At 44.1% G+C, this 24593-nt stretch carries 15 protein-coding genes; 3 read left to right on the top strand and 12 right to left on the bottom strand.

The window, feature by feature from the left end:
• Positions 1-620 precede the first annotated feature (620 nt).
• The gene (locus AC1DCV_RS04770; protein WP_477022103.1) at positions 621-1562 is read left to right on the top strand and encodes a hypothetical protein; all 942 of its coding nucleotides are present in this window, start codon (positions 621-623) and stop codon (positions 1560-1562) included.
• A 457-nt stretch (positions 1563-2019) separates the two neighbouring features.
• Here AC1DCV_RS04770 and AC1DCV_RS04775 read toward each other — a convergent pair whose 3' ends face one another.
• On the bottom strand, positions 2020-2289 hold the full coding sequence (locus AC1DCV_RS04775) for a hypothetical protein (RefSeq protein WP_477022104.1): 270 nt from the start codon (positions 2287-2289) through the stop codon (positions 2020-2022).
• Positions 2290-2470: 181 nt separating this feature from the next.
• A complete protein-coding gene (locus tag AC1DCV_RS04780; RefSeq protein ID WP_477022105.1) occupies positions 2471-3694 on the bottom strand; it encodes a glycoside hydrolase family 27 protein in 1224 nt (407 codons plus the stop codon).
• A 236-nt stretch (positions 3695-3930) separates the two neighbouring features.
• On the opposite strand from AC1DCV_RS04780, the gene AC1DCV_RS04785 reads away from it, so the two are divergent.
• Positions 3931-4674, top strand: coding sequence for a hypothetical protein (locus AC1DCV_RS04785; protein ID WP_477022106.1), 744 nt, complete (start codon positions 3931-3933; stop codon positions 4672-4674).
• A gap of 702 nt (positions 4675-5376) precedes the next feature.
• On the top strand, positions 5377-6804 hold the full coding sequence (locus AC1DCV_RS04790; RefSeq protein WP_477022107.1) for a Gfo/Idh/MocA family oxidoreductase: 1428 nt from the start codon (positions 5377-5379) through the stop codon (positions 6802-6804).
• A 152-nt stretch (positions 6805-6956) separates the two neighbouring features.
• Here the strand turns inward: AC1DCV_RS04790 and AC1DCV_RS04795 are convergent, their stop codons facing one another.
• The 10 genes from AC1DCV_RS04795 to AC1DCV_RS04840 form a co-directional block, all read right to left on the bottom strand.
• A complete protein-coding gene (locus tag AC1DCV_RS04795) occupies positions 6957-7928 on the bottom strand; it encodes a phytanoyl-CoA dioxygenase family protein (RefSeq protein ID WP_477022108.1) in 972 nt (323 codons plus the stop codon).
• A 69-nt stretch (positions 7929-7997) separates the two neighbouring features.
• A complete protein-coding gene (locus AC1DCV_RS04800) occupies positions 7998-10742 on the bottom strand; it encodes a glycoside hydrolase family 38 N-terminal domain-containing protein (RefSeq protein WP_477022109.1) in 2745 nt (914 codons plus the stop codon).
• 234 nt (positions 10743-10976) lie between these two features.
• Positions 10977-12917, bottom strand: coding sequence for a DUF1565 domain-containing protein (locus AC1DCV_RS04805; RefSeq protein WP_477022110.1), 1941 nt, complete (start codon positions 12915-12917; stop codon positions 10977-10979).
• Between the two features lie 46 nt (positions 12918-12963).
• Positions 12964-13272, bottom strand: a complete 309-nt coding sequence (locus AC1DCV_RS04810) for a hypothetical protein (protein WP_477022111.1) — start codon at positions 13270-13272, stop codon at positions 12964-12966.
• Positions 13259-14131, bottom strand: a complete 873-nt coding sequence (locus AC1DCV_RS04815; protein ID WP_477022112.1) for a sugar phosphate isomerase/epimerase family protein — start codon at positions 14129-14131, stop codon at positions 13259-13261. The genes AC1DCV_RS04810 and AC1DCV_RS04815 overlap by 14 nt, the downstream gene beginning before the upstream one ends.
• A 388-nt stretch (positions 14132-14519) precedes the next feature.
• The gene (locus tag AC1DCV_RS04820; protein ID WP_477022113.1) at positions 14520-15734 is read right to left on the bottom strand and encodes an alginate lyase family protein; all 1215 of its coding nucleotides are present in this window, start codon (positions 15732-15734) and stop codon (positions 14520-14522) included.
• A gap of 161 nt (positions 15735-15895) precedes the next feature.
• On the bottom strand, positions 15896-18385 hold the full coding sequence (locus tag AC1DCV_RS04825) for a glycoside hydrolase family 2 TIM barrel-domain containing protein (RefSeq protein ID WP_477022114.1): 2490 nt from the start codon (positions 18383-18385) through the stop codon (positions 15896-15898).
• A 73-nt stretch (positions 18386-18458) separates the two neighbouring features.
• On the bottom strand, positions 18459-20549 hold the full coding sequence (locus tag AC1DCV_RS04830) for an alpha-L-fucosidase (protein ID WP_477022115.1): 2091 nt from the start codon (positions 20547-20549) through the stop codon (positions 18459-18461).
• A gap of 20 nt (positions 20550-20569) precedes the next feature.
• On the bottom strand, positions 20570-22888 hold the full coding sequence (locus AC1DCV_RS04835) for an RICIN domain-containing protein (protein ID WP_477022116.1): 2319 nt from the start codon (positions 22886-22888) through the stop codon (positions 20570-20572).
• A 96-nt stretch (positions 22889-22984) separates the two neighbouring features.
• Positions 22985-24577: a GH39 family glycosyl hydrolase gene (locus tag AC1DCV_RS04840; protein ID WP_477022117.1), complete on the bottom strand. Its 1593-nt coding sequence runs from the start codon at positions 24575-24577 to the stop codon at positions 22985-22987.
• Positions 24578-24593 lie beyond the last annotated feature (16 nt).

The following is a 24593-nucleotide window of genomic DNA, read 5'->3' on the forward strand; positions in this document are numbered from 1 at the left end:
AAAAACTCCTGTTTAGTACCCCAAATTAATGGTTTATCAATAATAAGATGGATGAGTATAACCGCAACTAAAGAGGAAGATGATGGAGGGTATTGTTATATATCATTATTGGTCCATATACAAACAACACTATAAGGAGACCATGTACTATTATAGGTACGCCTATCATTCGCCCTGCTTGAAAAGATGGCGCTAATATGACCTGGAAAAATTTATCTGTTTAGTCTTTGTAAAAAAAGAAAACAAATAGCCGATATAGCATAAGATTTTACCCGATTCTATCCATTACTTATTGAAATACCTGTATGATACGTATCAGCTGTAAGCTTTGCTACAAGCCATATGGCTGTTTTTCTGCTAAAGATTGCCTTACTGTGCAGATATTATGATTACTTCCCTGAACTAATACACTGATACGTTTTTATCCGGGCTGCTCTCTGGCAGGAAATCCTTCAGTCTGTTTCCTTTTAAAAGAAAAATTTGAAGCAGTCTGCTTTTTTTTTAACTTCAGCATTCTCAAAGTTATCCCCGATAAGAATAACATAGCTCTTATACTGGATAGTCAGGCAAAATTAAATATACCTTGCAAATCAGATTTCTTCAATAAAACCGTTGCTCCGATGAAAAAAATAATTTCAGGCCTATTTGTTATCACCACATTTTTTATTGCCTGCAAAAAAGAACAGGTCAAAACAGATCCACCAGTTGATAATCATGAAAAATATGCTGTGCAATTTAATATATCTGCTTTTTCTCAGGAGACCACAGATATTAACAGTAGAAAGGCACAAACACCTGTACAGCTCAGAACACCAGCTGACTCACTGAGGGATCATATTAACTTTATACTGTACAAAGTTTTTGATGCCCAAACGCGACAAACAGTAAAAACAATTTTCCAAAGTGGTACCGGAAATAGTGCATTCGGTCAGCTGCATGATACACTGCCTACCGGCAGATATATCATTACTATTACGGCATCTCCGGACTCTATCTTTAACGGATACTCCTTACCGGATATTGAAGGCTTTATAAACTGGCTTCCGGGTAGCGATGTTTTCTATAGGAGAATGGAGTTAACTATCAGCGGAGCCGTTACGCAACCTGTAGTGCTGGAAAGAATTGTATCTAAGGTAACTGTTACTCTTAAAGATCAAATACCTTATACCGCGAAGTATTTCAAGTATGTGCCCCAGGATAGTACATCAACAGGGCTCCCTCCTTACTTCAGTTACTTCTCAGGAACTATTATCAGAGGCGATGACCGCACAACTTTTCAGGCGCTTCCTGCAGTCATTCCCATTGCTGATTCCGCTCTGGGCACAACCTACTACAAGTTTGATTTTTATGTATTGAATACTGATACGCGAAAAATGCAATTGGACCTGAAATGCTTAGATGCGCAAATGATACCAATTGCCGAAAAAGTTATTCCCAATGTATTGCTGGTTAAAAACAAAAAGACTATTCTGTCAGGTACACTCTTTTCTCCCGTTGGAAATGGCACTACCGTTAACGTAGATGGGGCATGGAAGACGGACAGTATTTTTGTATCATTTTAAATGCTAAAGTATGTTTTTCTGTGTCTGGTCCTCAAATCGCCAGACTGCGCCAGCTCGGTTGAATAACAGAGACAACTGGAGTCTGGCGATTTCAGAACGAGACACAGGACCATACAGATCAGGGCTGCATTCATGAACCGCCCGCCCACAGATACCAGGCACCTTAGGCCCCGGCCGAATTAAAAAACATTTTCAACCTATGCGTCAGGTGCGTATAAAAAAATAGTATACAAGTAATAGAAGAGCAACCAGAGATATTATATACCCTACCCACATATTCCGTGTTTCGTTATTTGATATCTCTTCAGATAATTTCCCCTTAAAGCCCTTCAATATCCAGGAAAAAATAGCTCCTGACCAAATAGCGGCGAGTCGCGCTGCAAAAGGTTCTTTCGCCATAAAATTTCACTTGTATAGTTCTTATTTGTCCAACATAGAAAAATATTGACCTGCTATGTTAATTCTCCTCCTCCTCGTATTTATTACTAAATAAAATCATAAATGCTTTGTATGCTCCTATTGCAAACAAGAGCAGCGCGGTAAGAAACAAACCAATATATTGTGCCACCCACCCTATCAAAATGGCAACAATATGAATTTTCCCGTTATTTGGCTCGAATACCTTCCCAGAATATACATAAACCGCAAATGCCCCGAAAATGCCTATCCAAAGTATTGCATACAGGATATCAAGTGGCTTTTTACTCATTTTGTTAAACTTCAACATAATTTTGGTTTTTAACGGCGCTAATGGCTTCATTGTCCAATAACAGCGCTACTTTTCATATTAACATTTTCACACCAAAAATAGATGAGTAAGGATACAATTCATGCTTCCGTTTTATATTCGAACGTTCTAAGCCGATATTCGCCGAAAATTTAGTGGTATTCCGCGGGATCCTTTGCATTTACTTTTTGCGCAACCGGAATACTTTGGTCTCGTGGCTGGCTGCTTTTAATGTCACAGACTTATTCCAGGACGTTACTGCTTTACTCCATACGTCTGTTGCCTGGCAGGCAGTAAAGGGTAAGCCCAGATCAGAAAGGGCTACACTAATGGTATTGGATTGGCCACTCCGATTGAGCAGGCCTACTGCTACATCGCCGTTCTGCAGTGGTTTTACAAATACCTGCCAGTCATCTTTCTTAAATTTACACTGGGCCTGCACTCCCAGGGAGTCCTGGTCAATAGCAATAATATCTTTATTAAAGAGGATGTTCCTCGTGCTGGCATTCATATTGGTTACATCGCAGCTGATCATCAGCGGAGACGCCATCAGACACCATAAGCTCATCTGGCTCTGGTACTCTGTATCGGTACAGCCAGTGCCGCCCAGGTCCCCGGAAGGGCCTTTGCGGCCATACAATCCCACTACCAGCATATCGGGATCATTCCATCCGCCGGGGCCAGCATAAGGATGGAGGCTGCTGTTAATGTCCACTATATCTAAAATACCGGCGCCGGAGTGATGCAGGTCTGTAGGTTTCTTCGGAGCCACTTTACTTTGCCACTTATCCCTGATATCAGCCGATATGCGCCAGAGTTGTCCACCTGCCTTTTTTGACCAAAGCCAGGGACTGCGATCTCCCCATTCACAAATACCAAATACGATATTTCTACCACTATTGGCAAGCGCATTGGCCATTTTAGAATAGCGCTGTATAGCAGTTTGCCAGTCGGAAGGCGCATCACAATAATCGTATTTCAGGTAATCAATGCCCCAGCCGGCGAAGGTTTTGGCATCCTGTTCTTCAAAACCAAGACTGGCAGTATAACCTGCACAGGTAAGCTGCGCGGCATCGGAATAGATACCGAGTTTCAGCCCTTTACCATGCACATAATCGCAGAGTGCTTTCATACCTGAAGGAAATTTCTTAGGATCCGGCACCATATTATTTTTGTTATCCCGGCCTCCCTGCCATCCGTCATCAATAAAAATATAATCGAAACCAGCTTTCAACAAACCATTAGCCGACATCGCATCTGCTATCGCCCGGATATCATTCTCTGTAATTTTGTCAGCGTAAAAATTCCAGGTCATATAACCCATAGGAGGTGTGGGGGCCCTCTCCTGGGCCTGTAAAAGTTGACCGGCCAGCAACAACACCAGAAGTGTTTTTAATTTTTTCATAGTACTTTTCATTGTTCCGGATAAAAATAGGCATTCACAAGGAGAAATAAAACCCTGGCAAATGCCTGATATAGTGTAAGTGCCAATACACTCGCGTTTGTCATTCTCAAAGCCCCACTACACTAGCTTTGAATATTATACAATACGCCATGCACTGGCTTTAGATGATCTTCAATTTACCCCGCAAACCGGTTCCCCGGATTATGTTATATTTATAGTAAAAAAAATAATCTCCCATGGCAAAACAAATGTCTATCCTTCCCTTTACGGGAAAACTCGGTCCTCTCATCGGCTATAAGCGCAATGGCAACTACTTCCTGCGCAGCATGCCTGAAAGCGTGCAGCAAACGGCTGCTACCCGCCGCGCATCCCGGCGCTTTGGCATCGCCAGCAGGAAAGGCGCTTTTATCCGTCATGCTTTTTACAGTAACCTGGATATCCATTGTGACGGCGCCCACATCAATCGGCTCAACAAGCTACTCATTGCTGCCGGCGATCATCACGGAGCCCTGACAGGCTTCCGCTTCAATCAGCATACCGGGGTAGATCGTTTCTTTCGGGTAGCTCCCCGGCTTTTGAACAACGGAATATTAAATATTCCCGCACAAACCATCACCAGGTATCAAGGTATTACTGCCCTCGAAGTAAAAGTGATCGCTACACGTATTGATTTTGTATCACGTCAGGTGGCGGGTAGCGAAACGGTTACGCTCATGATAGCCCCCGGTACCACTTTCCAGGAAACAAATGTTTCACTCAATGTACCCGGAAAAGGTTCACTGGTAGTCGTTTTCCAGGTAAGAGCGATGTACAGGGATGGCCTATCGGTCAACAGGCAATATATGGCTGCAGATATTATTGCGGTGGCAGCGCCACAAGTACCCAAATATGCTCATAAACGTACTTACCCCAAGCGGACGAAATTGCTTCCCAAACTCACTTATACACATGCCTATCCAGCTGTTATTCAACTGGAATAAAGTTATCTTGCCTCTGGAGATATTTTGATCAATAAACCCTCTATACCTGCTTCCTTTTAATAGTCTATCTCTTTCCGCAGCTCCCCCCTGGTAGGGAAGCAGCCCTGCTATGGCCACTTCTGACCTCCATCCATTTGCTGATACAATTTCATCCCGGTTATACATCAGAAACTCATCCCCGCATCAAGTCCACCTCTGCTGCAGTACTACTGTATGTGCATAGCGGGTGCTAAGCACAGGCTCGACGGTATCAATGTAATGAACATACCATCCGGATCAATAAACCTTATCAGATTATCAAACGTATAATTATATAGCAGGTGCAGATAAAAATTTTGTACCGGAAATGCAAAAATTGAAAAAGGAAAAGTCGTGGTGTCCGGCAAGGAAGTATAAAATCCGGTAGCGGTAGGTTTTGACTTCAGCAATACAGCCATACCAAATTTGTTCAGCAAAGACGGTCTTCCAGTAAGCCCCTTCTGAACGGATGACTGGAAAGTGGACAGTACCAGGATCCGTTAATTCGTACCCTAATAGCCAGATAAATAGGCCCTAAAACCGGTGCCCTCGTACCGGTTTTTATTCGGCGCAACACTTGTATTATTTTACCACTCATGTAAAAGTCTCAACTTTTTATTGCTTATGCTTTCGATTGCAATTTCATTTTTATATTTTTGAAACGAGCAATCCACAAACCACGCAATGAATCACGATAACTCAAGACGAAGCTTTCTGAAGCAGGCGGCGCTGGCCACCCTGGCCACCGCTACTCCGGGCCTGCTGATGGCCGCAGCGAAGCCCTATACCCGCAAAATGGGGCCTAACGAAAAAGTAAACCTCGCCTTCATTGGCATAGGCAACAGAGGCGGAGAGATCGCCCAGGCGCTTTACAAGACAGGATTGGCCAACATTGTGGCTCTCTGCGATGTAGACATGGGCGCACCACATACCCTGGAGGTAATGAAAATGTTCCCTAACGTACCTCGTTTCCAGGATTTCCGCCAGATGTTCGATAAAATGGGCAACCAGATTGATGCTGTGTCCATCGGTGTACCTGACTTCTCGCATTTCCCGATCACGATGATGGCAATAGGCCTGGGCAAACATGTGTATGTAGAAAAGCCAATGGCACGCACATTCAACGAAGTGGAACTAATGATGAAGGCTGCCCGGAAGCATCCGAAAGTGGTGACCCAAATGGGCAACCAGGGACATTCCGAAGCTAATTACTTCCAGTTTAAAGCCTGGACAGAGGCCGGTATCATCAAAGATGTAACAGCCATTGCCGCTCATATGAACTCTCCACGGCGTTGGCATGGCTGGAACCCAAATATAACCTCATTCCCGGCTGCAGAACAGGCGCCTGCTACCCTCGACTGGAATATCTGGCAGATGACAACGCAGGGCCACTCCTATAACAAAGATTTCGTAAACGGCCAGTGGCGCTGCTGGTTCGACTTTGGTATGGGTGCACTGGGCGACTGGGGCGCACATATCATCGATACAGCCCACCAGTTCCTCGATCTTGGATTACCATACGAAGTTGATCCGATCAAGCTCACGGGTCACAATAACTTCTTCTACCCAATGTCTTCCACGCTGACATTCAGATTCCCTAAAAGAGGAAATATGCCCGCACTGGATATCACCTGGTACGATGGAGTAGATAACCTGCCACCAATTCCTGCTGGATACGGCGTATCGGGACTCGATCCTAATATTCCACCTCCAAGCAATGGTCCTATCGCACCTTCTAAACTGAATCCCGGTAAGATCATCTACAGCAAGGATCTTACATTTAAAGGGGGCTCGCATGGCAGTACGCTCTCTATCATTCCTAAGGAAAAGGAAAAAGAAATGGCGGATAAACTACCGGTAGTACCGGACAGTCCGTCTAACCACTTTAAGAACTTCCTCATGGCTTGTAAAGGTGAGGAACAAACACGATCTCCGTTCGCCATTGCAGGTCCACTTAGCCAGGTATTCTGTCTTGGTGTACTGGCACAGTGGACAGGAGAGAAATTACAGTTTGATCGGGAAAAGAAAATCATTACTAATAATAAACATGCTAATGAATTGCTGGTAGGTCCTCCACCAAGGAAAGGCTGGGAGCAGTACTATAAAGTTTAAAGAGAGGACTACGGTCCTCTCTTTTTTTGCATTGCAGGGAAGGTTATTCTAATGAACCTGGCAGGCCAGGAAAGTTTTCATTGAAAAAAATTCAGATCGGGAACTTTTTAGATAAATTGGTTTTCGCGCAGCCATACATGCAAGAAGTTCTGCTATACTTTATACAAACTTTCTGCATCCACCATCGGTATGCTATTTACCAATGTTCCCAACTCCTTATCGCCATCAAACAGCAGTGGGAAAAACTGGCTGTCAAGTGCCTCGTCCTGCACCATACGAGGGAAGTTATGCAATGCCTCCTTACGTTCATAATTTTCAACATTGCTAAGCGTATTGCTGGCCATCAAATTAATCACCACTGCCCTTCTGGGCCTTTCCGAATAATTGGCGTAAGATCCATGGATCATCAGCGGATGGTGAAAACTGGCATAGCCCCGTGGCAATTCATTGGCTACTTTAGTTTCAAAAACCGCATACTGTTCCTCATTTAGCACTTCTTTTATAGCAGTCATGTCTCCTGTGAGACCAGTGATCGGGAGCAGTCCCCATTTATGGCTACCCGGTACATAGTAAAGACAACCATTTTCTTTGGTTGCGTTGTCCAGGCCTATCCAACAGGTAAGGTGATGCATTGGTTTGGTGAATGTCCAATATGAAAAATCCTGGTGCCATGCTACTACTCCACCGTGGTGAGGAGGTTTACAAAACAACTGATCATGAAACAATCGAAATGATTGACCCAATAACTGGTATGCAGCCATACGATAGGCAGGCGACCATATCAGGTCATGAAACCCTGGCGTAACCCTCCAACCACCGATAGCATGAAAAAGCACCTTGTCCGGGTCCTCCGCTTCATTGCTCTCATAGTGATAAAACAATTTCTTATCTGCTTCATTTACTGCCTGAAGTTTTACCAGTTCTTCATTAAGGATGTCCACTTGTTCATCTGTCAATATCCTGATGCCACTAATAAAACCMTGCTCTTTAAACAAGGCGACCTGCTGCGCTGTCAGCATATATTTTTCCCATTCTGCTGCCGTTTTTGGCTGCTCAAATATGTTGGCAAAAGGCTTGCTGTAATCTGCCAGGTCATGATTTAATTTTAAAGGTAATTCGTTCATGTTTGCCGATTTAGAAATTAGAATGAATTAATTCAGTTTGCCCGCCAACCCGGGAATTAATGCAGGCGTTTACTGCAAAATAAAACTCAGCGGCTCGTAAGCGTGTAAAGAAACCGTTAGTATATTTTTATTAACCGGTATCTTTTCACCAACCGGTTCGCCACGAAGATTAACCGGGGTGGCGTATTTCATCCGTATACTTTCAGGCAGGGTTACATTCACTTTTGCGGTGTTACCTGCCTGCTCCCATATCCGTAACAAAGTGCCTTTATTGCCATCTGGATCAGTACCAAAAGCTGTAACCAGCACTCCTTTACGGGAAACAGTCACTCCTGATTGGCTGGAAGGCAGTATCTTTCCGGTTCCACTGGTTGCAACAGCCATGAGAGGCACCCTGGCTTCCCATGATTTCACCGCAAGATTTTCTTCTGTTTTCTCTCCCTGTTTTATACCCCATATGCGTACCCGCTCACTCCATGAACCCTCTGTCCAATAAGGGAAATTAGTATTCCACATATTGTTATACAAATTCACAAACACGGTGGCTTTCTTCGGAAAATAATCATAATCGTATTTCCAGAGGCCTGGCTCTCCAAAGCTTAGCAGTGGCGCATCTATAGCACAAACGCCAACCCCGGAATTGCCTGGTCCTATCAGAGACACGCCAGTGTTTACGCCATAGAGATACCGGTTACCGCCCACAATCTGGTCTTTTGCCAGGTTAATGGTTCCTCCTAATCGTCCTACCAAAAACTCAGGCTGATTAACATTAAAAGGAAGGCAAAGCCAACCTCCCTCCGGAACCGTGTTTGGCACCTTATCAGTTATTTTCCACTCCATGTCTACATATGGAAAATCTAACGGGAACGTATATTCTACGGAAACGGCCCCGGCAAGCGGGCTCGCGTTAACGGCGACCAGTGTAACTTTGTCCGCAACTGACGAATGCTCCATTTTAATTTTCCAATCACCAGGTGTACTGCTATGATAGGAAATATCTTTGGGCATATCGGGCTTTGTTCCAGCTAACGGGTTGTTCATCGTATAATTCCTGTTGTGATAATCCACCGTTTGGTCATAGCTGAATCGCTCGTGTAAAAACTGGCCCAGCGCATAGTTTGATTTTTGATCGACCAGTTCTTTCCCTGACGCTTTTTCAATCAATGAAACTATTCCTCCCTTTTTATTATCAAACTTTACGGTATAAAAATTTGTGTTGATGGTAAGTGTATTTGCATCAGACGCACCAACAGATGCTACTACTTTCTTTATTACCTTATAACCATTAGCCGGAATATTTTCTGCTACCATCATTTCTCCGTCGATGGCTACCATTCCGCTTCGGACCCATGGCAAAGCGTTGTAAACCAGTATTTCTCCGGGCTTTGCCTTAACATTATCAGCCAGCAGGTTTAATCGTGTGTTCAATGCTGTTGAAATGATACTGTCTGAGATATTGATGTACCGCGCTTTATCTCTGAAACTGGCTTCAAATTTTTTATAAAAACCTTCCTTTCTTGCGTTGATAAAATCTTCGTTGTATTTATATCTGTCTTCAACATTACTCACACCATCTGTTGAAAAAAATCCGGTACCCGGGGCCCAGGCGCCGAATGTATGCTCGCTAAAAAGCATACTGTTCTCATAGGCCTTTGCCAACGACGTTGTTAAAGAAGCGGTTGCAATTCCCCACCCATTCAATTGTGTATTCAATATATCCAATGCCGGCGCAAGGGGCCGCACATTTCTTGCTATTTTTGATTCCACAGGCATCGCCATTACCCCATGTATCCACGGATCAACCATATCGCCCTTTACTGTTGGAATAGCGGGATTTTCCTGCAATACGGCCTTTGCGTATTCCTCCAGGTCAGCCAGATGCAGTCTTACCCCTTTCATTTCTGCTACCTGTTTTTTAACCGCTTCAATTTCTTTTGGAGATGGCGGGCCTTCGTTGTCATGTGTCATAATTACTGCCAGGTAATTTTTTGAAGGCCAGTTGTCCGGAGGTTTTACACCTGAGCCATAGTGTGGCGTATAGTTACAAAGTACCTGTGAGCCATCGGGTCCTACCCACCAAAAGAGCTGTGGCAACCGCATAGGCTGCACCGTATAGTTGCAGCCAATTTGAAGGAATTTTACACCTGCATGATGTAACAGGGTAGGCAACAACCAGCTGTGAGCCGGCACGTCGGTCATCTTCGCAGCAATAGGCAGTTTATGCCCATATTCGCGGGCTATTTGTGACGAAAAAATCAGTCCCCGTACATAGTCCTCCGGTTCCATAACATCCGACTCAATCGTTGCCGGCAACGCATGAACACTGATGGCTCCATCTCTGAGCGCCTGTTCTACCTTCGCTTTTCTTTCTGGTGTTTGTAAAGGCCCCAGGATATCCGCTTTCATGGGCCACCCGGCGATCGTCCATTTAAAACGCTCATCAGCCGGCTTCTTTTTATCGACCTCTATCAAACGAACGGCATTATCCATCATATCTTCACGATACTTTTTCAGCACAGCATCCACTGACATCGTGTATCCCAAATCGCAATGCGTTTTAAATACTACCCAGATATCTGTTACTACAGGCGCCTTTTTTCCTGGCAGCAAATTAGAAGGTGGCTCAGGCACCGGTATGGGCGATTGGGGAGCGTTTTGTGACATCGCAGGGAAAGCGGCCATCAGCATCACCATGGAAAAAACGCAGCTAACCACCACAAAAGCCCCGCTACCTTTACGCAGGAATAAAGCCAGGAAATACCTGACCCTTGTTATGAACCAACCAACGGCTGATCTGATTTTCGGTGCATGCATAAATATCATTTTAGTGATTGTTTATGGTTGGAAAAATGAATGCTCCCATGAACCTTACTGTCATCCCCGGAAATGATAATGGCAGCAACAGGCAGATGATCAGGATATTCAGCGAACCAGCTAGGCAGATATTCTCAGGCACCTGCAGCATCCGTTTCTGAATAAGCAACAACAACAGGAGTATCATGGAACAACAAAAATGTGTAATGTCATTGATCGCTTATTTTAAGCATCTTACCAAACCTTAATTTGTTGCTGCCCGCTTTTCTTAATTTCAAAAGCCCCTGGGGAAGGATTGGCCGCATTACGCCGATTACCGGAATAATCCAGATCTATTTTGAGTGGAGAGCCATCCACGTTTTCAAAAGGCAGATCAGGAACCATGGCCGGATGCAGCGTTTGGGTGGTTACCAGTTTTCTTGCTTTTTCTGACAACCAGTTTTTATCCAGGTTAATTTCCAGGTAAACACCATCTTTCCGGGTTATTAAACGCGCGCCCGCATCAAAATCATTTTTAATCAATGCCTGCTGTTCTGTTGCGTTCTGCTCTTTATAGTTTTTTAATTTCTCCCGGGCATCTTTACCCATCTCTCCAAATTTCATGGGCATATCATTATTGACGGCTCTTACCGTTCCCTTTGTGTATACGTTCCCGTTAAATGTTACAGGCAACAACGCTTTAGCGTACTGACTTGCATTGCCTTCATTTACAAATAAATTATTGACAAACCGGATATCTCCGCCAGGATTGTCGTGTAAACCGGCAACATCAGTAGCGTGAGGTTTGAGATAAGGCGTTAACCGGCTGTCATAGTTGATGACATTCATTTTCCCGCCAAAAATATTATGAACAAAAGCGGCTCCGCTTGAGTTCATCAGGAGATTGGTTTTAGACAGGAGGATATTATTGCTCACCAGCATAGGGCCATGATCTACCTCCAGAAAAATATCCTCGTCATTATCATGCATCAGGTTATCCTTTATCTGGGCGCCCTGCGCCATCCAGTCGAGCCAAATACCAAAATTGCTGCGATAAATATGATTGTTACGGATTTGTACATCTACAGCACCATGAAATTTAATAGCAGCTTGTTCAGCGCCGTTAAATAAGCGGCGGATATGAATATCGTGGATAGTATTTCCTTCTACCACACTGAAAGCACATCCCATGCTACCCACAATACCCGTTTGCTCACAATAAGCGATCGTATTGTTGCGAACAAGGTGCTCGCCAATAGTTCCCTTGTTCCAACCGAAAGCCAGTGCCCTTTTGATAGTCCCTACATAACCTTCTGCCGATTCCGTTTGATTATTATCGTGGTCATCTCCATATTTGCCCAGGGCAATACCCACACATTTTGAATACTGGATGATATTATTTTCAATGATCCATCCACGGCTCCAATGTGTACCGATCAATCCCATTTGTTCAGCAGTAGGCGGCGCCCAGTTGGTGGCAGCTTGTTCCATCGTAAATCCCCTGACGGTGATAAAATTCATGAATGGTTTATCAGGATAAAAAACCGTTGGGCGAACATTTATTTCCACCAGTTCCCTGTTTGGATCCACATTTTTAAACTGTGCAAAGATGGTGGTACTGTCAGCGTCTGCAGTGGCACACCAAAGCGGATTTTTGGGATCGGTTGTATTAAACACCTCTTCTTTTTTGGCAGCTTCCATCAGCCAGTCACMATTCAGATACACGGCTCCTCTCAGGTATTTTCTGTCCTTTGGGTTAGGCGAAAACCAATCACCATGAATATATTCTTTATAGGGATTGAACTCTTTGAAAAAGCTGTTGGGAATTTTCACCACCCATATATCATGCTCCTGGTGTTGCCAGCCTTTTACTGTTTCAGATCCTTTTATGATCACCTTCTCTCCTTTGGCGGCCTGGTATACAATTCGCTCCTTATCGGACACACCACCCCGGGGAGGCGTTATCTGTTCGCGATAAATACCGGCATGCACAGTAATCACGTCGCCAGGCATTGCTTTGTTGGCGGCTGCCATAATGGTTTTAAAAGGGCTGGACGATGAACCATCATTCACATCATGGCCATTGACCGAGACATGGTATTCATGATGAAGCGGACTATTGTTATCTGCTGCTTTTTTTTGTGCAAAAGTGGAGAAGCTGTATAGTACGAGCGCTCCGCAAAGGAAATTTTTCATGTTCACCTGTTTTATCATCTTATCCGAATCTCAGATTTATTCAACCTTATAGTGTTGTTTTTATTTTTAATACTTCCGGCCTCAGATAAGGTTTGTTCATATCCACGATCGGTTTATGTGCATAAGAATCCTTACCGGCCACCATCACAATATCCCTGAGATCTACTGTTGGTGGCAGTTGATCATCATGATCCCATGGCAACATGCTTTCTGCGCCCGAAATAATGGCCGTATCAAAACCAAACAGTAAACCGCCCCATGCAGAAATCATACTAGCCAATACAATGTATGATCTGTTGAGTATAAAGCGGTGAACCGTTGTTACCGGAGTTATTAGGTGGTTAGTCGCTGCCATGATGTAAGTTATTTGTTGAATTAGGGTAGCGTTTTCTTAATAACTGCATCATATGCACATTTATCTCCCACTGGTTGGCCAGTGGCTGCCGGGTATATGGTGCAGACGGCATATAAGGCAGGGGACCGAATTCAGGAGAAATAGTCATGGTGAAGTCCCCGTTCTTTTCCCGGTGCCTGAGGATGGTATCCCACCACTGCAAATGCACCTGCAACTGCCTTTCCCATTCCGGCGAACGGGGATCATTTACCTGCGGACCTTCTTCATAACCTATCCGGGCATGTATGTGAATAGCATGACGGCAGGCCAGTGCAATAGCTTCCTCCTGATCTTCCAGCAAACTTTCGGCGACCACGCACCAGTGCGAGAAGTCGGCGGTGATGGGCAAATCAGGGATCTGTTCTAATATATTCTTTGTGGTATGCGCAGCATACAGCGCTTTATTCCGGTGTGTTTCATGCGCAACGGGAATATTATATTCAACCGATATTTTTTTTGCCAGATCAAATAGCTCTTTATTCTGTTCAAGTGAATAATAATCTTTCCCCGTTTGCGAATCTATCTTAACCGGCCTGGCTTCCATGAGACAGCGCAGGTGTTTTTCATAATTGTTTTTATGTACGTCAAAATCTCTTTCAAATGATTGATAGTACTGGCCTATCAGCAGCAGATCGAATTTCGCAAGAGCCGACATAAGGGCGTCCTTTTCACCTGCATCGGACGGAACAGGCGCTTCAATACCATCATATCCGGCTTCCTTTACCTTTCGGCAAAAGGTGTCATAGGTTTCATGCTCCTGTCCCCATCTGGGGCAGAAAAACTGCAACGTTAGGTTAATTGGTTGAATATGTTCAGTCATATCATCAATGTTGATTAGAATACTAACCGGATCCCGGCTATCAGTATCTCATTTTTTGAGCAATACAAATCGCTGGCACAAACTAATAGTAGGGACATAACGGAGGGAATGGAATAAGCTCAATTCCTTTCATAACGGTACTTATAGTCCCTGGGAAATTACTACATTTGTTTGTATGTTCAAACATTTGAACAAAGTTATTTTTTCAGGGACCCTATTTTTGTTGTGATCCTGCGCTTAAATTTCTGCTGGTATCGCCGTTGGCTGTCTCAGGCGGCTTCTTACTGGGGTTACTGATTATATGGATTCCTGTTGTAAAAAAGATTACTTAATAGTAGAAAGCCTGGAGCATCCGCCCCAGGCTTTTTGCTTTTAACCCGATAAATTCTTATTTCAATGTACAGGTTAACGTTCCATAACCCAGTTGGTCATAACCGCCGCTGTTAGGCCCGTAATTTCCGCCACCGCCCTCCGGTCGTACTTTCTGCGCAAACCGTGCACAATTTGGAGCAGTCAGCCCTTTACGATTTACATAATGATTATACACCAGCTCCCAAATGGGGCGGGCATTTCCCCGGCTGGAGCTGCTGATCATATTTTGCACCACGCCAACGCAATTGGTATAAGGCTTAAAATTAACGGAGTCGCCCAGGTTATAGGCCGCTACATACTCTGCCCCTTTTAGGAAGCGGTTGTTGTCATAACCATACATATCATCGCCCTGATTCCAGGCCATTTCGCAAAATGCGCCCATTAATCCTATACCCAGTGTCGCATGTCCCTGATCGCGGCCACTTTCCTGCCATTGCCCCAGGCCATCGGGATGAACAAAATAAATGGCATTCGCAATTGCGCCGTTACCTGCCCCATATTTGAAATAGCTGATTGCTTCATTATAGATGTCCCGATCGTCGCACAACACACCCGTAGCCAAGATAGAGTTCATGACACAGAGATCCCAGTTTGCATAGAAATGACTCATACACTTCTCTTTTCTCGTCAGAAAAGCATGATTCATCGGATAAAAAACATTCAACATCATCTGCTGGAACCGGGAGAAGTCTGCCGGCGCCCAGCCCTGGTAAGTTCTCATAATCTCTGCTGCATTGGCAAACTGATAGCCATACAATCCCGCTGCCAGGTTGGCGTCATTGTTTCCAGCGATTCTCTTTAATCTGGCTGACCATGCGTTCATGATCTGTATTGACTTATCAGCATATGCTTTGTCGCCGGAGACCTTCCATCTTAATGCCGTAGCATAAGCAGCGGCGATATCATTATACAGCTGGCCATAGTTTTCATGATGAATTCCGTCACTGCCCCGGTAAACTGTATCTGCCGGGTTGGGTTGCCAGCTGAGCGCACTGTGTGCGTTGCTGGTCAGTTTGTTCCAGCCGGATAGCCAGGGCGCTGCCCCTGCATCCACTTTACTTTTCATGCGGTCAAAATCCGACTGTTTATGCAATAACCCCGGATGCACAAAAATGGTGTCGTGATTATTCAATGGCAACTTTTCTGTGGCATTAGCCATTTCTTTTCTGCACGCTATTACAAAAGAAAATAAAAGTACTCCCAAAATGGTGCATAGCTTCCTGGCGTTCATAGGTTCCTCAACTTTATAAGTGTTAAAAATACAATAATTTATTAAATACGGTAAATCACTAACGCAGGTTGCCTGAAATCCGGGGAAATGACTATTTTTTATTGACTAACTTCAGATTACTGTGTGCGTAAGAAATATTAATCCGAATTATATTAGCAACTTTAAAGTGTTTTTATACTCAAAGTATTCTCCGTTAATCCGGGTGAACTTATCGTAAGCGTAATATCACCCGCGCGCCGCGTGCTTCTGATTACCACTAAAGCCCGCCCGTGCCATGCTTTACGTGTATTACCTATATATGGATCAGTATCTTTAATGTCTGCATTATCAACTCCCGCTATAATCCCGGGTCCATCTATGCTGAATTGCAAACGCGATGCTGCATTTGATTGAAATATACCCTCCTGATCTGTGATTTCGACGGTAACGAAAATAAGGTCTTGTCCGTTTGCCAATATTTCTTTTCGATCAGCAGTTAGTTTTATTTTTGCTGCAGTACCGGCAGTTTGCAGCATAGCCGATTCAATTTCCTTACCGTCTTCCACCCCAACGGCTTTAAGTAATCCTGGCGAATACGGAACAGAAAAAGTTGCTTTAAACTGTTGATCACCGGTAGTTGCCTGCTCCTCAATAAGCTTGTTGTTGAGGTAAAGCCGGACTTTCGGATATTTTGAATAAACCTCCACGGAAACATTCTTCCCTTCAAATCCAGGCCATGTCCAGCTTTCCCAGGTAGGCCATACCGACCACCAGGTTTCTTTGATTTCAATTGGTTCCGGAGCCGGTTCCCGGACAGCCATGTAAAGCTTTTCGCCGTTATTATACAGCATGCTTCTGTAATGTGAAATAGGTTTTCTCCATCCAATCAGATCTATATCACCACAATAAGCACCATGCCAGGGAAAAAAATCATGCTCCCAATGTTGACCAGGAACATCCCCTGAATAATACCAGCGCCCTATCGACGATTCTCCTAAATAATCCATTGCTGTCCAAACAAAATCACCGGCAACATACTGGTTATCCTGAACCAGCTTCCAATTGGTAAAAGCATCTCTCGGATAGGATTCCGTTTGAATAATTATACGTGAGGGAACTCTTTGATGGTCAGCAGGGGCACTATACAAATGATAATTATAACCAGCTACATCATGTATATCCATTAGTGAGTCAAAAGCCGCCCAGTTTTTATTATTTTCTACAATAGCGGATGTGATGGGGCGGGAAACATCTATTTTCCGGATAGCATCGGCCAGCATTTTAGCCGTTTTTATAGCTTCCGGTTCTCCCCTCTCTGGTATCTCATTTCCTATGCTCCACATAATAACTGAAGGATGATTACGATCACGCACAACCATTGATTCCAAATCGCGCTTCCACCACTTATCAAAATACAAGGCATAATCATTCTTATTTTTCCCTATTCTCCAACAATCAAATGCTTCATCCATTACCAGCAACCCTAATTTATCGCAGGCGTTTAAAAAAGCTTCAGAGGGAGGATTATGAGAGGTTCTTACAGCGTTAAATCCGGCAGCCTTCAGCAACTCCACCTTGCGCTCTTCGGCACGGTCAAATGCAGTAGCACCCAAGCATCCATTGTCATGATGCACGCAACCACCGTTTAGTTTCACTGTTTTGCCATTAAGCTGAAACCCATTTTCGGGACTAAATTTTATGGAGCGGATGCCAAAATCTGATTTGGTATCGTCCACAACTTTTTTATCCTTTAACACCTGCACCTGCGCCTGGTATAAACAGGGCATTTCAGGTGACCACAATAAAGGGTTGGACACCTGTATAGTTTGGGTAATCTCTTTTTCACCATTCGCAGGTAGTTCGACCTTCATTTGATCATTACCTGCATTTTTAGCATTTTTATTCCAAAGAAGAGTTCTAAGCACAATACTTTGATGGATAGATGTTTCATTTTTCACCAGCGTTTTTACCTGGACAATGGCTTTTTTTGAAGTAACCTCCATAGTTGAAATGGCAACGCCCCATTGTGCCACATGCACAGGATCAGTAACCATCATCCAAACATGGCGATAGATACCAGAACCACTATACCACCGGCTGTTTACCTGTTGAGAATTGTCTACCCTGACTGATATGACATTTTCTTCACCAAACGCCAGGTAAGGTGAAAGGTCATAACCAAACGAAGTATAACCATACGGATAAATACCCAGCGATCTCCCATTAATAAAAACTTCGGAGTTCATATACACTCCTTCAAAATAGATAGAAACCTGTTCGCCTTTCCACTCTTTTGGAACGGGAAAAGTTTTCCGGTACCATCCTATACCGGCAGGAAAGTATCCACCAGCACCTCCGGTTGGGTTTTTGGGATTTATCTTCCCTTCAATGCTCCAATCATGTGGTAAGTCAAGGCTTCGCCAATTTTTATCATTGAAATCTTTTGTTTTAGCTTCAGGTATATCGCCTAAAAAAAACTTCCAGCTATCATCAAATAATTGTTTCCGTTCAATACTGCCGGAAGAGCCATTTCCTCGTCCCGGAGCAGCGATATGCCTTTGCATGGCTATATTATCACCAGGTACTTTTGGCAAAAAAATATGACCATAACATACTGACTCGTAAAAAAATATTACAGCCAATGCAACTACTATTCTTACTGTCTTTTTCATGCGTTACAATTCCTTGCAAATTTTATTTAACCGGGATGCCGGGTATAAGGACAGGCTCCCGGGCTATGATTAATTATTGGGTGATCACATCTACTTCGGCATATCCGGCATTATCGTTACCATTCACCTCACGCACGGCACGAAGTCTTACATAACGGGCCTTTACCGGTGTAAAGCGCCTCGTTTGCCATAACGGATTGTTTTTTATGTTTGGGAATTCTCCTTCATCTGCCAGCTTCCAATCCGTATTGTTCTGCGAAACAAAAAATTGATATTTTGCAATGGCACCAGTGGTAGTGCCCTGGTCTGGCAGATATTTGAAACCACATAGGTTTTGCTCACTTCCCAAATCGAGTACCAGATCAATGGGCATTTTCTTATCGTTACTTTGATGCCATGCAGTAGACAGGTTTCCATCCAGGATTAAGTTTGCCTTTTCATCGTTTAGTCCCATAATCCTCCAGTTCTTTCGGGAAATATCAAATTTTTCCCGGGATACGGGGCTGCTTTTCCCGGTAGCTGGTTCATAGGCAATAGCACTGATCTCCAGTTTTCCATCTGATAGAAAGGGACCGGTGTACTTTTTTGATCTGGAAGATGGTTGTCCGCTGCCGGGTATATAGTAAACAACCGACTCCATATCCGCCGGCGTGATGGTTATTTCACCAGACTGATTTCTGATAATGGCAGGAGCAGCCAGGATCTGCGGTGCATTATAAAGGCCAATATTGGAAATTACAGGGCAGCTTTTTGAACCGGTAATATTAAAACGAACCTGCGTAGCCGTTACAACCGGAAAACGAAGTATTCGCTTATATCCGATGGTTGTTGCTTTTGCCAGCTGTTTCCACTCCCCATCAACAAGCCCCTCTACCGTGAAGGATTTCACGCGTTGTCCCAACCGGATATATTCCTGTACCAGGAATCGGTTAAAAGTGGTTGGTTTACCCAAATCTATGGTTAGCGATGCGTTAGTCAAGCCATCATCAGTAGTCCAATAGGTATCATTACTATTATCAACAGACATATCAGCTCCGAACTCTTTGGCATTCCCACGAACATTGGAGGCCTTCACCTGCTTATTTGCCGCCAGATTTACCGCAAATGCTTCCTTTACAGCCCTGGCCAATCCAAGCGTGGCTTTTTCATCATTCGGATGAATCAGCCCATTTGGCATAATGGGGAAATTAAGTAACAATGTGCCATTGCGTCCTATGGAATTATAGTATGTTTCCATTAATTGCGGTACTGTTTTTACCTGGCCATCTTCATGTGGATGATAAAACCATTCCGGTCTGATGGAAGTATTTACTTCGGCTGGCACCCAGGAATCGCCGCTTTCGAGGCCGTAATGCAACATGTTCCATTCCACCTCCCCTTTGGCATTTAGTAAACTCCAGTTAGTTTCGCCCACTACACCACCTTCCGTGCCTACCCAACGCAGGTCTCCCCTGTCGCCACCATCGTTCCATATTACGCAATCAGGTTGTAGTTTGCGGATCAGCTGATAAGTATGCTGCCAGTCATAATAAGTAGTACGGTCAATGGTGCGGGTTTCATTAGCGCCGCCATAATATCCTGAACCACCATTAGCGCCGTCAAACCATACTTCGAAAATCGGTCCGTAGTTGGTAAGTAGCTCCGTCAGCTGATTCCGGAAGTAAGTGATATAGGCAGGCTTTCCATAATCCGGGCTATTCCTATCCCAGGGCGATAAATAGATACCTAGTTTCAAGCCGTATTCTTTACAGGCATCCGCCAATTCCCGAACCACATCTCCTTTACCATTTTTCCATGGAGCATTTTTCACCGAATATTCCGTGTATTTGGAAGGCCAGAGGCAAAAACCACAGTGATGCTTTACGGTAAGTATTATTCCTTTCATACCGGCTTCTTTGCAGATACGGGCCCACTGACGACAATCCAATTTTGACGGATTAAATAATCTCACCTCTTCATTACCAAATCCCCACGATTGGTCCGTATACGTATTTAGGGAGAAATGGACAAAAGCATAGTATTTCATCTCCTGCCATCTCATCTGATTTTCCGTTGGCACCGGGCMAAATGGGTCGGGAGCCTTTGTCTGAGCATAGTTAATACTGATTGAACAAAGGAAAAAAGCGATTCCACACAGCAAATATCTCATCGAGCTAATGATCATGTTGTTAATATTATTTTGACCTAATTTATTTTTACAACCTTAAACGTCTTCAACCATTTTCCTGCTTCTACCCGAACGATATAGGTACCAGCTTTCAAGGCTGCTCCCATTGACATTAAGCCTGCAACGGAGGTACGTTTAGCTGTTTCAACCTGCTTACCTGTGAGGTCGAATATAATAATACGTTCTACCTCATCAGGTTTGTCAATTGTAATATTGAATGTTGAGGAAAAGGGATTGGGATATACTGACACCCGATTATTGGCTGCCTCTTGTGTTTTCAGCGAAGACGAAGTATCTGTGACCATTGATGCTCTCGCCAGTGCAACGGTTCCCATTGTCCATTGTTGGTTATAACTACTGCTTTCTGACCATTGACCTGCATCTGCACCGTTGGTCGTTTGGCCTAAACCGTCGAGATATAATCCGGTAGCGCGGTTCTTTAGCTTAACATAGCTCCCGGAAGCAATCTGTTGCCATTGCTGATTATAGCTGCTACCATTGCTCCATTGACCAGCCACTGCACCGTTGGTCGTGCTGCCCATACCATCAAGATATAGACCTGAAGCGCGGTTTTTCAACTTCACATAACTACCGGTTGTTTCCAGCAACCATTGCTGCGCATCGCTGCCACTGTTACTCCATTGCCCTGCATTAGCTCCATCAGTGTACCTGTACATGCCGTCTATCAACAACCCGGTGGCACGGTTGGCCAGCGTAACGTAAGTCACAGAAGCGGCGGCTTTCACCAGCAGAATCGCCGTTGTAGAAAGAGCCGGCACAGTGATGGTAAGTGAATTTGAGTTTACTGCCACTGTATTTTGCTGAAGCGCATTTTGCGTGTGCGATACAAAAGTTTCTTGTGCCGGTAAAGAAGACAACTGCAAGGTTTGATAATTTCCATTGGCAACAGTGAAATTGCTCAGGTTAATAGTAACAGTGCGGGAAGCAGTCCTGTCGCGGTTTACCAGCATCACCGTTAAAGAGTCGGCATTTTCATTTACAGAGGAGTAGGCAGATACCGTATTTTCCAATGAAGAAATACTTGAAACACTATATTTCTTTGCATTCCTGCTAAAGAGGTGCAATGTTTCCCACATGCCAACAGACCAGTTCCATGGCGAAAAGAATTCAACACCATTGTTTGCAAAGGTACCAAGGTGCGAAGCATATATAACAGATTCAAGGCTTGGGTTGCTGCTTGACATGGTACCCCATTCGCTTATACCACAGGTTATGCCATGGTTGGCCCCAAAATGTTCAGTCAACCAGCCATCGATACGCTTGAAAATATATTGTTTTGTCAACGAGGCATCCCATCCACCGGTGAGTGTTCTGATACCATTTGAACCCGGATAGTCATATGTTGTATCATAATAAATCCGGTGCCCCTGCAGTGCCGCAGCGTCATCGTTATTATACCAGGGATAGTTGTGAATATCCAATACATCTACCAGCTTAACACCGGTTGCCTTATACTCATCTCCAAGGCGTTTTATAAAATATTCAAGCCAGCAATAATACCTGCCATTTATGTAGATACTTTCATTCGACCACTTGTACCATTGCCATTCCGAGGTGGCAACAGGTCCGCAGAGTTTGATGCCAGGATATAAAGCTTTCGCTTTCTTTGCTAATGCTATGTAGTTATCCATAAAGGCAGCAGCTGATATTTGTGTTGGCATCGCATAGTCATGCGTGCCGCTCCATATATCTACTTCATTGTCCATATTCCAGTATAAGAACTGATTTTTGTTTAGCCCTATCCCATTGGCTCCAAACCAATGATTTAGAATTCCCACAGAAGAGTCGGCAGGCCATAACTGCGTAAACAAATTAATATTCCCTTCCACCAGCGCCTTACCGGAAGGATTTTGCGTATTGGGTGTGCCTCCACCGGCTAAATTCTGACCAACACCGGCCCAATACTGGGCCTGGTTGAAAGCCCAGTCATCGAAGTTATTATTGGTGTTGGATGCAACTCTGCCCATCAATTGAAAAGCAAACATACCCTGCATACCCGGATAATTGGACGCAATATTTTGGGCATATGCATCCCAGTCAGTACCATACACATTATTATACCAGTCGGGATGGACCGTTATTTTTTTACGCCAGTTATAACCTGTTGCGTTATTACCTCCGTTCATACGGGCGAAACGTAAACCTGCGTCTTTATAAAATTGTACAGGCTTATCAAAGCCTTCGTTCCGGCCATATATGTAGGGGGAAATCAATCGTTTGTTTTGAGTCGAATTAATTGAAATAGTAACATTTTGTGCAACGGCTGTATAAAGTAAAATGTGGCACAACAAAAGCAAAATGGTTTTCTTACTCATTGTTTTGTTTTTTACTAATTGTTTGCAATTGAATTTTTACTCAAAATCTCTGCCGCACCATCCACCTGGAACGGCGTTGTTTAATAACCTATATCATTACAGTCTGATAATATTTAAAAAGAAAACATCGTTCTCACGAATCTCCAGCTCTTTTGAAAAAGGGACTCCGGCTTTTACAGTAACAATTTCCCTGGCAAGAGGCGAACCATCGTTTTGCTTCTTTATTTGTGCTACTTCCTGTCTGTTTAGCTGTGCCGGCTTCCCCATGGAGAGATAAGTGGAATATGCATCGTTGCTGTGATAGCCTACTTTATATATTTCAAGTGCATAGGTGCCCTCAGGTACGTTTGCAATATTGACCTTCAACTTTCCTTTGGATGTTGATGGAAGATCACGGATATAATATTGCTGATTATGTACGGAATCTCCCGGATGAGTATTGGTAAAATCCCAGGCCAGCGCCTGAATATTTCCTGTGAAATCCCTGCACACCCATGAAGTGGCATCGTTATTTACCAATTCAATATTTCCCAGCCTGTTCATAAACTGATAGGCATAGAATACTGGTTTGTTAATGCCTTGTGTATTTAACATGCCAAAGCCGCCGTGAAATGGTGTAAAACGGGGGCCGGGCTCTTCGAAAATGTCAGTAAAAACCCAGTACGACATGGAGTTGGCAGCCCTGCCTACCTGCTTTATTTTTTGCAGCACATAGGCGGCTTCGTGATAGCTGTCGTGGATAGGATCCGCCGGAGTATAGGAAGCACTCCATTCAGTGTAATGAAGCTCCAGCTGAGGCATGGTGGAACTGGCAATTTCTTTCCGCGATTGAAGCACCTCACCGCTAACGCTCATGGGATTTTTATCGAGTACGGTACCTGAGTTGCCAAATTCATCGAGATATCCTTGCTTTACGCCATACGCGTGGGTGCTTATAAAATCTATGGGTACATTATTCTTATCGCAGTAGGCAATCATTTCCGGTTCCCAGGCCGCTCCGGCTGTTCCCGGTCCTCCAACGCGATAAGATGAATTCACGCTTTTAACAGCCTTCGCACTATAGTTGTATAATTTGAAGTAGTCTTCCTGTGTCCCCGCCCAGAAGCCATCCAGGTTAGGTTCATTCCAAACTTCGAAATACCAGGTTTTCACTTCATCGGCACCATAACGTTCTGTAAAATGCCGGGTAAGATCCCGCACCAGTGCGGCCCATTTCTCGTAATTCTTTGGTGGCGTTACGTTGCCGCGCCACCAGAAGATTGTTTTGGAACCGCTGGCCAGTGCTGAAGGCATAAAGCCCAGCTCAACAAAGGGTTTCATGCCAATGCTATGTAAAAAATCAAATAAAACATCTATGTACATGTAGTTGTACACCGGGTTACCCTTACCATCCTCTGTATAAACAGCCATGTCGTCTGTTAAAAGGCCATGCATGCGGATATATCTGAAACCGCATTCTTTCCTTACATATGCAAGCTGCTGTTGCCAATCGGCCCGAAGGCCTTCGTTAGCGCGGCCTGCACCAACACAGTCATTAAACATGGTGTTGAGCTGGCCGGCTGCTTTATTGAAATCAATATTGATGATACGTTCGGGAATAGCTGGTTTCTTCTCTTTTATTCTTTGGGCAACCAATGTTTCCGCAACGGCAGAAAGCAGCAGCAGCAAAAGAATGACTTTTCTTTCCATCTTTTAATCTATTTGA

The organism is Chitinophaga sp. 10T418 (genome assembly GCF_056394125.1).

Excerpts from the sequence above, each read along its gene's own strand:
- AC1DCV_RS04770 (WP_477022103.1), top strand. The coding sequence starts at position 621 with ATGAAAAAAATAATTTCAGGCCTATTTGTTATCACCACATTTTTTATT.
- AC1DCV_RS04775 (WP_477022104.1), bottom strand. The coding sequence starts at position 2,289 with ATGTTGAAGTTTAACAAAATGAGTAAAAAGCCACTTGATATCCTGTAT.
- AC1DCV_RS04780 (WP_477022105.1), bottom strand. The coding sequence starts at position 3,694 with ATGAAAAAATTAAAAACACTTCTGGTGTTGTTGCTGGCCGGTCAACTT.
- AC1DCV_RS04785 (WP_477022106.1), top strand. The coding sequence starts at position 3,931 with ATGGCAAAACAAATGTCTATCCTTCCCTTTACGGGAAAACTCGGTCCT.
- AC1DCV_RS04790 (WP_477022107.1), top strand. The coding sequence starts at position 5,377 with ATGAATCACGATAACTCAAGACGAAGCTTTCTGAAGCAGGCGGCGCTG.
- AC1DCV_RS04800 (WP_477022109.1), bottom strand. The coding sequence starts at position 10,742 with ATGCATGCACCGAAAATCAGATCAGCCGTTGGTTGGTTCATAACAAGG.
- AC1DCV_RS04810 (WP_477022111.1), bottom strand. The coding sequence starts at position 13,272 with ATGGCAGCGACTAACCACCTAATAACTCCGGTAACAACGGTTCACCGC.
- AC1DCV_RS04815 (WP_477022112.1), bottom strand. The coding sequence starts at position 14,131 with ATGACTGAACATATTCAACCAATTAACCTAACGTTGCAGTTTTTCTGC.
- AC1DCV_RS04820 (WP_477022113.1), bottom strand. The coding sequence starts at position 15,734 with ATGAACGCCAGGAAGCTATGCACCATTTTGGGAGTACTTTTATTTTCT.
- AC1DCV_RS04825 (WP_477022114.1), bottom strand. The coding sequence starts at position 18,385 with ATGAAAAAGACAGTAAGAATAGTAGTTGCATTGGCTGTAATATTTTTT.
- AC1DCV_RS04835 (WP_477022116.1), bottom strand. The coding sequence starts at position 22,888 with ATGAGTAAGAAAACCATTTTGCTTTTGTTGTGCCACATTTTACTTTAT.
- AC1DCV_RS04840 (WP_477022117.1), bottom strand. The coding sequence starts at position 24,577 with ATGGAAAGAAAAGTCATTCTTTTGCTGCTGCTGCTTTCTGCCGTTGCG.